The organism is Sporichthya brevicatena (assembly GCF_039525035.1).
In the GTDB taxonomy this organism is placed as follows: domain Bacteria; phylum Actinomycetota; class Actinomycetes; order Sporichthyales; family Sporichthyaceae; genus Sporichthya; species Sporichthya brevicatena.
The window spans coordinates 1-9986 of the sequence record NZ_BAAAHE010000058.1 but is presented as its reverse complement, the minus strand read 5'-3'; the positions used below and the strand labels follow the sequence as shown (position 1 = coordinate 9986).

The following is a 9986-nucleotide window of genomic DNA, read 5'->3' as shown; positions in this document are numbered from 1 at the left end:
AGTCCGCGTCATGGATCAACGCTGCACCGATGACCCCAGATCAGTTGGGAGACACGCCCTAGCGGCTGGGGCGCTGGCCGTGACGGGGACGCGTTATCGATTCCGGCACGACCTGGTCCGGACGGCGTTGATCGAACAGGTGCCACCGCACCACCGCGTCGCGGTGCACCGCGACGCGGCGCGGCGCCTTGCCGAAACGGGCGCCGAGCCGGCGGCGGTCGCCCGGCACTGGCTGCTGGGGGAGCGCCCGGAGAACGCGATCCCCTGGCTGCTCGACGCCGCCCGGCGGGCCGTGAGGGTCGGCGCCTTCACCGAGGCGCTCCGGCACCTGGACGCGCTCGTCGAGCACGCACCCGCGCACCCCGACGGTCTGGTCCTCCGCGCCGAGGCGCTCGACGCCCTGGGCGACCCGGGTGCCCCGGAGGCATACGCGCGCGCGGCCGAGGCCGCGGGGGATCCGCGGGCGCAGGAGATCCGCGCACAGCAGGCGCTCGCCCTCGTCAAGCGGGGTGACCCTCCGTCAGCTCTCAAGGTGCTCGACGGAATCTCGCCGAAGACGGTCGGCGGCCGGATGGCCGAGGCACTCGCGTGGGCCGGTGCCGCGGTGCTCGGATTCGCGCCGCCGGACGTCGGCACGACCAAGGCGGCCGAGAGCCGCCGCCTCGCGCTGCAGTCCGGCGACACGGCGACACTCGTCATCGCGTCGTGGGCCCAGGCCGCGGCCGCGCACGCGCGCGGAGACCTGCGCAACAGCGTCTGGACGGACCTGCTCGACACGGCCGCGCTGCCCGAACTCGCGGTCAACGTGTTCGACGGGCATCTGTGCATCAGCCAGCGGCTGCTCTACGGCTCGGCGCCGTACCCCGACGTGATCGCGTTCGCCGATCGGTTCGAGGCCGAGGCGCAGCGGCTCGGCGCGGCCCGGGGGCGGGCCTACGCGGTGACGCTGCGCGGGGAGGCAGAGCTGCTCTCCGGCCGACTCGACGAGGCGGCGACCGATCTGGGCGCGGCCATACGGCTCAGCCGGGGTCTCGGTGGTGCGGTCGGCGAGGCGCTCGCCCTCGAGCGGCTCGCGGAACTGGCGCTGCACCGCGAGCGTGTCGACGAGGCCGAGGCCCTGCTCGACGAGGCGCTGGCGGTGGCGCGGGACTCCGACGTCGGGTTCCACCTGCTCGACCGGATCTACGGGGCACGGATCGCCGCGGCGCGCGACCCGGACTCCGCGCTGACGGTGCTGCTCGACGCGGAGGCCTCCGTGCAGGGGCCGCTGGAGACCTGTCCGGGCTGCCGGATCACGCTCGCGGTCCCGGCGGCGATCGCCGCGGCGCGGGCGCGCGACCTGGCATTGCTCGCCCGTTGGGAGGAGGCCGTCGACTTCCTGGCCAACGTCGTCATGCGCCTGCCCGGCTGGTACGCCGCCCGCGTGGAGGTGCGCGGCCACGCCGCGCTGGCGCGGCGGGAGCCGGCGGCGGCGCACTTCGCCGAGGCCGCGCGGCGGTTCACCGAGACCGGCCAGCCCCTCGACGCCGAGCGCTGTGCGGCGCTGGCCGCCGGGTCCGCCGTCGGGAACGTTTGAGGAACGCCGCCGCGCGATCGTCCTCGGTATCAGCCACCGCACTTCCCGAGGAGCACGCCATGCAGGCCTACACCGCAGAATCCTTGCCCGTCGCCCTGGAGAACGAGGGCATCGAGGTCCGCGCCGCCGAGGCCGGGGACATGACCGTCGGGTTCTTCCGCCTCAAGCAGGGCACCGATCTCGGGCCCGCCTTCGTCGGCCTGCCCGAGGATTCCTGCCCGTGCCCCCACTGGGGCTACATGCTCGAGGGCCGCCTGCTGATGCGCGTGCCCGGCGGCGACCAGACCTACGAGGCGGGTCAGGCCTTCTACTGGGGTCCCGGGCACACGCCGTTCGCACTCACGGACTGCGCCTACGTCGACTTCTCGCCGTCCACGGAGCTGGCCGCGGTCGTGAAGCACATCACGGGCGGCTGACGGGGCGGGACCGGGCCGCCGCCGCGCCGACTACTGTGAGGCGTGTGAATGGCGGTCCGGAATCCCGGCTCGACCCGGGAGACGACCTGAACACCGGCGTCACCGAGGCCGAGTCCGACGACGTGTACGACGACAACATCGACGACAACATCGACGACGACATCGACGACGTGTTCGACGAGAGCGCGTTCGACGAGGACGAGTTCGTCGGTGACGAGGTGCCCTCCTACGAGGGGGACGCCTGGACCGACGACGAGGGCGAGCTGCTGCCGGTCCTCGCGGTCGTCGGGCGGCCGAACGTCGGCAAGTCGACCCTGGTCAATCGGATCATCGGTCGCCGCGAGGCGGTCACCGAGGACACCCCGGGCGTCACGCGCGACCGCGTCGCGTACGAGGCGAACTGGAACGGCCGGCGGTTCACGGTGCTCGACACGGGCGGCTGGGACCCGGAGGGCGAGGGCCTGCGGGCGTCGATCACGGCGCAGGCGGAGCGGGCCGTGGCGCTCGCGGACGCCGTGCTGTTCGTGGTCGACGCGACCGTCGGAGCCACCGACCACGACGAGGCCGTGGTCAAGATCCTGCGGGCGGCGCGCAAGCCCGTCGTCCTGGCGGCGAACAAGGTGGACGGCCCGGCCACCGAGGCGGACGCGGCGATGCTGTGGTCGCTCGGGCTGGGGGAGCCGTACCCGGTCTCGGCGCTGCACGGCCGCGGGTCGGGCGACCTGCTCGACGCCGCGATGGAGGCGTTGCCGACCGAGCCGACCCACGGACACCGGATCCTCGGCGGTCCGCGCCGGGTGGCGCTGCTGGGCAAGCCGAACGTCGGGAAGTCCTCGCTGCTGAACAAGCTGGCGGGGGAGCACCGGGTCGTCGTCGACGCGAAGGCCGGGACGACCGTCGACCCCGTCGACGAGCTCATCGAGCTCGGCGGCAAGACGTGGCGCTTCGTCGACACGGCCGGTATCCGGCGGAAGGTCAACACGGCGTCGGGGCACGAGTACTTCGCCTCCCTGCGCACGGCGGCCGCGCTGGACAAGGCCGAGGTCGCCGTCGTCCTGATCGAGGCGCAGGAGTCGATCACCGAGCAGGACACGCGGATCATCTCGATGGTCGTCGAGTCCGGGCGCGCGCTGGTGATCGCCTACAACAAGTGGGACCTGCTCGACGACGAGCGCCGGTACTACCTCGAGCGCGAGATCGAGCGCGATCTCGTCCGCGTCCCGTGGGCCCCGCGGGTGAACATCGCGGCCCGGACCGGGCGGCACGTCGACAAGCTCGTGCCGGCGATCGAGACGGCCCTCGAGTCGTGGGACCAGCGAATCCCGACCGGGCGGCTCAACAGCTTCATCGGGACGCTCGTGGCCGCGCACCCGCACCCGATCCGGGGCGGGCGGCAGCCGCGCATCCTGTTCGCGACCCAGGCCGCCACGCGGCCGCCGCGGTTCGTGCTGTTCGCGTCGGCGTTCATCGAGGCCGGGTACCGGCGCTTCATCGAACGCCGACTGCGCGAGGAGTTCGGGTTCGTGGGGACGCCGATCGACATCTCGGTCCGCGTCCGGGAGAAGCGGAAGCGCTGAGCGGCGACATCAACCCCGACGACATCAACTCCGACGACGCCGACCCCGTCGACGCCCTGGCCGCGGAGGAGACCGAGACCCGGGAGCGGCTGGCCGGGCTGCGCCGCGAGTTCGGGCAGATCGTCGACAGCGCCGACACCGCCACCGACGACGAGCACGACCCCGAGGGGACCACGGCGTACGACCGCGCCCGGACGGCCACATTGATCGAGGCGGCCGAACGGCACCTGGCCGAGATCACGGCGGCCCGGGAGCGCCTGGCGGCGGGAACCTACGGGACGTGCGAGCGCTGCGGGCAAGCCATCCCGCCCGCGCGCCTGGTCGCCCGCCCGACGGCGCGGACCTGCGTCGCCTGCGCGTCCCGCTGACGCCGCGGAGTCTCAGCGCTTGAGGCGGCGGCTGCCGGCGTGCCAGTCCTCGACCTGGCCCACGTCGCCGGGCTCGACGCCGTACGCGCGGAGCTGGGGACGCTCCCGGAGGCTCCGCTTGAGCTCCGAGAAACCGGGGAACCGGGCGAGGGCGACGACGTGGTCCCAGAGCTCGACGGCCTCGGCGTCGCTCGGGCGTCGACTGATCACCGGGCCGAAGAACGCGCTCCCGTTCGGTGGGTCGACGTGGAGAATCGGCGTCCCGACGTCCCGGCCGGTGAGGGCCAACGCCGCCTCGGTCTCGGCCCGGATCTCGGCGTCCTCGCACTCGTCGTGCAGGGCCGCCGCGAGGTCGAGTGGCAGCCCCGCCTCGGCGAGGATCCCCTCGACGAACGGGACCTCCCGGGCTGGGTCGAGCATCGGCAGGTCGTCGGCCCACGGGCGGCGCTCCATCATGGCCTCGCCCGTCGCGGCCTGGAGCGGGTCGAGCGCCGCCGCCCCGTGTTCCCGCCGCGCCCGCGCCGCCACCCGGAGCAGCCGCAGCCCCGCGTTGTGCCCCGCCTCGTACTCCGGCGGGAAGTGGCTCGCGTAGTCGATGTGGGAGTTCATGATCCGCAGCGAGACCAGCCGCCACTCCACCCGGTACTCCCGCGCCGCGATCACCTGCCGGACCCACGTGCTGGTCAGCCACGCGAACGGGCAGACCGGGTCGAAGTAGAAGTGCAGGTCGGCGTCAAGGACGCGGGCGCCCGTCATAACCGGATCCTCTCCCGGGGGTGTGCATGCTGCCCAGACGCAATCGGGTTTCGGGTCCCCGGAGTCGATGCGATACCGTCATCCCGCTCGGTTCGCCGGGCTTCGGGCTGTAGCGCAGCTTGGTAGCGCACCTGACTGGGGGTCAGGGGGTCGCAGGTTCAAATCCTGTCAGCCCGACCATATTTTCGCTGGTCAGGGCCCCGCTATGGGGCCCGCGGCGTATCCGGCGTCCGTCCGCAACGGAGTGTCGGAGGCACCTGATCGACTGCTGCCGACAGCTCAGTCGGCAGCGGGGGACGCGATGGCCAGACCACGTCTGTACAGCGAGGATGCACTGATCCGGGCGGTCGCCGACGCTCGGTCGTGGCGGGCGGTCCTACGGGCGCTGGGCGTGAACGCCACCTCGGGGGCCATGATCCGGTCCGTCCGCGCGCACGCGGACCGCCTGAAGCTCGACTACAGCCATTTCCGAGGCCATCGCGGCTGGTCCGACGCCGACCTGCAGGCCGCCGTCGCCTGCGCTCGCGACTGGAGCGAGGTCGGCGCGAGGCTGGGCCTGGTCGGCGGTTCGAGTCAGAGCACCCTGGTTCGGCACGCCACGCGACTCGGACTCGACGTGACCCGATTGGGCGCGCCGGAGCGAGGTAAGCCACTCGAACTTGCTCTAAGCGTGAATCCGGACCACTTGCCAAGGGCAGGGTCGATGCTCGCGGCCGCTTGGTTCACGTTGCGTGGCTGCGACGTCGCGTGGCCACTGGAGCCCTGCCGATACGACCTTCTGGTCACCATGTCGGGCGCGGTGAACCGGATTCAGGTCAAGACCACTCGCTTGCGCGCCGGCCAGACCTGGCGAATCTCGCTCTCCAGCTCGCGGAAAGGGGTCCCCACTTACGACACGGACGAGATCGATTACTTCTTCGCGATCGACGGGGTGCTGAACTTCTACCTGATTCCGGTGGCCGAGGTCGGTGGCCTTCACGCGATCCATCTCGCCTCGTACTCAGCCTTCCGGGTGGAGGGGCTACTGCCCCCGCCGGCACCGGATCACGGGCCGTCTGCCGCCGCGTAAATCGCAGTCCTAGGCTCGCCGGGTGGAGGAGATCGTCCGGAACCGGCGCGGGGAGGATCCGCTCGCGGCGGTGCACGGGGCGCGGCGGGGGTTGATCGCGGCGCGGACGGCGCGGTTGGTGTTCCGGCGGGAGCCGGACCCGGCGCAGGTGCAGCCGCCGACGGGGCGGCTGGCGCGGCTCGTCCGGACCCTGACGGGGGCGGGGCAGCCACTGGAGGCGCACGGGATCCTCGACCTCGACCAGCCCGGGGCCGCGTACGACTACGGCGAGTTCGCGGTCACCGAGATCGGCGCGGCGATCTGGGGCAGCAACTCCGGCCTCGCCCTGGCCGAGCTGAACGTCGACCCGGACTGCCGCCCCGGCCCGCTGTGGTTCCTCGGTGCGGTCGAGTTCCTGAACGGCGCGACCGACGACGGCCTGGACGAGGTCGCCGGTGAACCCTGGCGGCGGATCCGGGTCAGCGCCGACGTCACCGTCGGGCCCGAGGTGCGCGCCGCCGAGACCGCGCCGGCGATGGCGTGGACGCCGGCCGTGCCGCGCCCGGACGCCCTCGACCTCACCGTGTGGACCGACGGAGCCTTCCTGCGCCGGATCGCCCTCGTGCTGGAGGATCGGCTGCTGACGCTGGAGTTCCACGACTTCGGCGCGAACGTCGCCGGCTTCGACTGGACCCACCTGTCGACGTTCCGGACCAACGTCGCCGAGGACCCCCGCTGCCGGCCGAACCAGGTCTGACGCGCGGTCAGCGCCGCCGCAGCGTGCGCTTCGGCCGCTCCGGGGCGGGGCCGAACAGCGGCCAGCCCTTGCGGTGCCGCGACCAGAGCTCGCCGCCGAGCACGAACAGGATGGCGGCGCCGGTGGCCCCCAGCCCCGCGGCGGCGTCCCGCTTGACGCCGGATCCGTCCACGAGCAGATCGCCGAGCAGACCGCCGATCACCGCGCCGCCCATGCCCAGCAGCGCCGTCGTGAAGACCCCGAGGGCGTAGCGCCGCTTGCGCGAGACCTTGCGCCAGAACGCGGCACCGAGCGCGAGGACCACGACGATCCGGATCACGGGGGCACCTCCGCAGACGAACGCCGGACGGATGACCGACGCCAGCGACCCTAACCGGACCACCCCGGCCGCCCCGGCAGGCGCTCGCCGACCCCGGCCGGACCACCGATCCGAAATTCGCAGGAGTGATCATGAACACGGGGGGGCAGCGCTGCGCCAGGACCCGTGCGTCGCACCGACGCGACGCCCCTGCGTTGAGGAGACACCCATGCGTACGTCCTTGGCCACGACAGCAGTCCTCAGCCTGGCTCTGATCGCCCCGGCGTACCCGGCGGCGGCCGGGGTCACCGCCCCGGCTGCGGAGCAACAGGCGACCGTCTCGTACGCCCCGACCGCCGACTCCAGCCAGGCGGTGACCGACCACCGCCGGCGTCACCGCGGCTTCACCATCGCCGGGCGGCTCGAGGACAAGAACCTCAGCCCGCGTCGGATCGTCGTCGACCAGCGGCGTGGCCCGGACCGCCGTATCACCGTGCGCAGCTGGACCAGGATCTACCGCAACGGGCACAAGGTCGGCCTGCGCGCGCTGCGCGAGGGCGACCGGGTCTACGTCAAGGGCGTGCGCAAGAACGGTGTGCGCTACGCGACGAAGATCTGGGCCACCCGCTGATCTGAACGCACGTCAGCCGAACGGCACACGTTCGAGCCAGAACTCCAGCAGTGACGCGTCCCCGACCACGTCCAGCCGGTCGGGGGCGCGTCGCCGGTAGACCATCAGCAGCAGGTCCGTGATCGGGCCGCGCACCGCCACCGCCGACTTCTCGTGCGCCCGCCGCCAGGTGATGGCGTCGCCCGTCAGGTCGAGCACCCATTCGGCGTGCAGCTCCGGGTCCGTGTCGGTGGCGTGGAGATGCACGGTCCGCCCCGGGCCGAGCAGTTCCCGCATCTGCGGGTGCACCTCGAAGTGGAACGGCAGGGAGCCCAGCTCCATCCACTCGTCGATGCCGTCGGCCGCCAGGTCCGGCTCGACCACCAACGGGCGACCCAGCGGCAGGGTCGCGTCAGCGCGGTGGATCACCGCCTCGTGCGCGAAACGGCGGGCGAAGAACGACGCCCGACCGCCGGTCTGCTCGGGCATCGGTGTCCACACCGCGGCGTCCGGCCCGCTCTCCTCAAGCGCGGCGGCGAGCAGATCGCCGCTCTCGGCGATCCACGGCGCGAGCACCGCCGGGTCCTCCTCGGCGTAGGGGGAGAGGTCCCGGAAGTGCGTGTCGGCCGGCGGCTCCGTGGCCCGCGTACTGATCAGCTCGGCGGCCCAGCGGAGCCCGCCACCGAGATGCCGGACGACCTGCCCGGCGTTCCAGCCCGGGCAGGACGGGGCGGGGGTCGTCAGGTCGGCGCCGGCGAGGTCGTCCGCCAGTTGCCGCGTCTGCTCTCGCATGGCGGCGCAGTACCGCTCAGGACTCAGCACAGGTGCACGCTAGGCCACGGATACGACAGGATCGCGGACGTGGCACTGCCAACTGCCCTCGAGTCCGCCTCGGTGGCCGACCTTCTCGCCGCCGCCACCGACCGCGAGCCGATCCTCGATGCCGCCGGAAAGTCCGGGGCCCGGCTCGAACGCGTGCACATCGACGGCGTCCCGCACGTGGTCAAGTACGTCGAGCTCGACTCGGACTGGACCATGCGCACGGCCGGCTGTCTCGTCCCCGCCGCACTGCAGCTGTGGCGCCGGGGCGTGCTCGCCCGGCTGCCCGACTGCCTCGACCAGCCCATCGTCGGCGTCGCGCCGTCGGAGCGCGGTGCCGCCCTCCTCATGCGGGACGTCGGCGACATGTTGGTCCCGGTGCGCGACGACCCGATCGATCTTCCGATGCACCGTCAGTTCCTCACGCACATGGCGGCCCTGCACGCCGCCTTCTGGGACGCGGGCCCGGAGTGCGACGTCGTCCCGACCACCCACCGCTACCTCGACCTCTCGCCCTGGCTCGCCGAGGCCGAGGCCGAGCGCGGGGGAGAGGACCTGGTGCCGCGCCTGGTCGGTCAGGGTTGGCCGCTGCTGGAGCAGGTCGCCCCGACCGCTGCCGCCGTCGTCACGCCGCTGGCGTGGGATCCCGGGCCGCTTGTGCTCGCGCTGAGTGAGACACCCCAGACCTTCGTGCACGGCAACTGGAAGCTCGACAACCTCGGCGTGAATCCGGACGGGCGCACCGTCCTCCTCGACTGGGAAATCCCCGGCCGCAGTCCGGCGCTGTCCGACCTCGCCTGGTACCTGGCCATCAACTGCCGGCGCCTGCCGGAGTCGAAGGAGGCCACGGTCGCGGCCTATCGCGACGCCCTGGCCGCGGCCGGTGTCGACACCGAACCGTGGTGGGACCGCCAGCTCGCCCTCTGCCTCCTCGGCGGCCTCGTGCAGTTCGGCTGGGAGAAGGCGTTCGGCGGCTACGACGACGAGCTGGCCTGGTGGGAGGCCCGGGCCGTCGAGGGCGCGGCGGTGCTCGCCAGCCGGTAGAGCACGTGCCGATGCAGCGGAGAGTCCACCGCGACGCGGGGGTGGTCGAAGTCCTCGTCCGGGTCGCGCGTCATCCCGAGGCGTTCCATGACCGCCCGGGACCGCACGTTCACGGCGGCCGTGAAGGACACGACCTCCGCGAGCCCGACGGTCCCGAAGGCGTACCGCAGCGCCGCCTGCGCACCCTCGGTCGCATAACCGTGGCCCCACGCCGACCGCGCCAGTCGCCACCCGATCTCGACCGCCGGCGTGAACGGGGCCTCGAACGTGGGGTCCCAGAGTCCGACGTACCCGACGAACTCCGGCCCGCCGACCACCTCGACCGCCCAGAGCCCGTAACCCTTCGCCGCGAACGAGGCCTCGATGCGATCCACCATCGCGTCGCTCTCCGCCCGCGTCATCGGGCCGAGGAGGAACTCCGTCACCTCCGGGTCGGCGTTCAACGCCGCGAACGGTTCCCGGTCCGACTCCCGCCAACCCCGCAGCAACAGTCGGTCGGTCGACAACTCTGGCGCGCTCATTCCCCGAGCCTAGGCACGACGCCGAGCTCGCTCAGAAGGGCGGTTCGTCGTCGGGTCCGGGGGCCGGTGCCGCGGTCCGTGCGGCGCCGGCCCGGGTCCAGGGCGAGGGTGTGGGTGGGGGTTGTTCGAAGTCGGGGGGTTCGTCCCCGACCGGTGGGGGTGGTCGGGTGATGAACACCTGCCCGGTGGGGGTGGT

At 72.8% G+C, this 9986-nt stretch carries 12 protein-coding genes and 1 tRNA gene; 9 read left to right on the top strand and 4 right to left on the bottom strand.

Translation table 11 applies throughout. The features are described 5' to 3' along the window. The first annotated feature begins 79 nt into the window (after positions 1-79). From ABD401_RS24340 to ABD401_RS24325, 4 genes are all read left to right on the top strand, one after another. A complete protein-coding gene (locus ABD401_RS24340; RefSeq protein WP_344609693.1) occupies positions 80-1576 on the top strand; it encodes an ATP-binding protein in 1497 nt (498 codons plus the stop codon). Between the two features lie 59 nt (positions 1577-1635). Next, positions 1636-1992 carry a cupin domain-containing protein gene (locus tag ABD401_RS24335; RefSeq protein ID WP_344609691.1) on the top strand — a complete coding sequence of 119 codons (357 nt, stop codon included), beginning with the start codon at positions 1636-1638 and terminating at the stop codon, positions 1990-1992. A 122-nt stretch (positions 1993-2114) separates the two neighbouring features. Beyond that, positions 2115-3569, top strand: coding sequence for a ribosome biogenesis GTPase Der (gene der, locus ABD401_RS24330; protein WP_425566247.1), 1455 nt, complete (start codon positions 2115-2117; stop codon positions 3567-3569). A gap of 203 nt (positions 3570-3772) precedes the next feature. After that, the gene (locus ABD401_RS24325) at positions 3773-3937 is read left to right on the top strand and encodes a TraR/DksA C4-type zinc finger protein (protein ID WP_344609687.1); all 165 of its coding nucleotides are present in this window, start codon (positions 3773-3775) and stop codon (positions 3935-3937) included. Positions 3938-3949: 12 nt separating this feature from the next. Here the strand turns inward: ABD401_RS24325 and ABD401_RS24320 are convergent, their stop codons facing one another. After that, positions 3950-4693: a mycothiol-dependent nitroreductase Rv2466c family protein gene (locus ABD401_RS24320; RefSeq protein ID WP_344609685.1), complete on the bottom strand. Its 744-nt coding sequence runs from the start codon at positions 4691-4693 to the stop codon at positions 3950-3952. 103 nt (positions 4694-4796) lie between these two features. Here ABD401_RS24320 and ABD401_RS24315 point away from each other — a divergent pair. The 3 genes from ABD401_RS24315 to ABD401_RS24305 all read left to right on the top strand — a co-directional run bounded on the left by ABD401_RS24315 (position 4797) and on the right by ABD401_RS24305 (position 6498). Further along, positions 4797-4873, top strand: a tRNA-Pro gene (locus ABD401_RS24315). 211 nt (positions 4874-5084) lie between these two features. Then, on the top strand, positions 5085-5762 hold the full coding sequence (locus ABD401_RS24310) for a group I intron-associated PD-(D/E)XK endonuclease (protein WP_344609683.1): 678 nt from the start codon (positions 5085-5087) through the stop codon (positions 5760-5762). Positions 5763-5784: 22 nt separating this feature from the next. Then, complete coding sequence (locus ABD401_RS24305; protein WP_344609681.1) at positions 5785-6498, top strand: hypothetical protein; 714 nt, start codon at positions 5785-5787, stop codon at positions 6496-6498. A 7-nt stretch (positions 6499-6505) separates the two neighbouring features. Here ABD401_RS24305 and ABD401_RS24300 read toward each other — a convergent pair whose 3' ends face one another. Continuing rightward, positions 6506-6817: a hypothetical protein gene (locus ABD401_RS24300; protein ID WP_344609679.1), complete on the bottom strand. Its 312-nt coding sequence runs from the start codon at positions 6815-6817 to the stop codon at positions 6506-6508. Between the two features lie 208 nt (positions 6818-7025). Here ABD401_RS24300 and ABD401_RS24295 point away from each other — a divergent pair, with 208 nt between their 5' ends. Then, complete coding sequence (locus tag ABD401_RS24295) at positions 7026-7427, top strand: hypothetical protein (protein WP_344609677.1); 402 nt, start codon at positions 7026-7028, stop codon at positions 7425-7427. Between the two features lie 12 nt (positions 7428-7439). Here the strand turns inward: ABD401_RS24295 and ABD401_RS24290 are convergent, their stop codons facing one another. Further along, positions 7440-8198 (bottom strand): maleylpyruvate isomerase family mycothiol-dependent enzyme, encoded by a 759-nt coding sequence (locus ABD401_RS24290; protein ID WP_344609675.1) that lies wholly within the window; start codon positions 8196-8198, stop codon positions 7440-7442. A 69-nt stretch (positions 8199-8267) separates the two neighbouring features. On the opposite strand from ABD401_RS24290, the gene ABD401_RS24285 reads away from it, so the two are divergent. Continuing rightward, entirely contained in the window at positions 8268-9269 is a 1002-nt protein-coding gene (locus tag ABD401_RS24285) for a phosphotransferase (protein ID WP_344609673.1), read from the top strand. On the opposite strand, the gene ABD401_RS24280 is transcribed toward ABD401_RS24285, so the two are convergent. Next, positions 9200-9790 (bottom strand): GNAT family N-acetyltransferase, encoded by a 591-nt coding sequence (locus ABD401_RS24280; protein ID WP_344609671.1) that lies wholly within the window; start codon positions 9788-9790, stop codon positions 9200-9202. The two genes, ABD401_RS24285 and ABD401_RS24280, sit on opposite strands and share 70 nt — an antisense overlap. Positions 9791-9986 lie beyond the last annotated feature (196 nt).

Coding starts and splice junctions, on each gene's coding strand:
- ABD401_RS24335 (WP_344609691.1), top strand. CDS start 1,636: ATGCAGGCCTACACCGCAGAATCCTTGCCCGTCGCCCTGGAGAACGAG.
- ABD401_RS24320 (WP_344609685.1), bottom strand. CDS start 4,693: ATGACGGGCGCCCGCGTCCTTGACGCCGACCTGCACTTCTACTTCGAC.
- ABD401_RS24295 (WP_344609677.1), top strand. CDS start 7,026: ATGCGTACGTCCTTGGCCACGACAGCAGTCCTCAGCCTGGCTCTGATC.
- ABD401_RS24290 (WP_344609675.1), bottom strand. CDS start 8,198: ATGCGAGAGCAGACGCGGCAACTGGCGGACGACCTCGCCGGCGCCGAC.
- ABD401_RS24280 (WP_344609671.1), bottom strand. CDS start 9,790: ATGAGCGCGCCAGAGTTGTCGACCGACCGACTGTTGCTGCGGGGTTGG.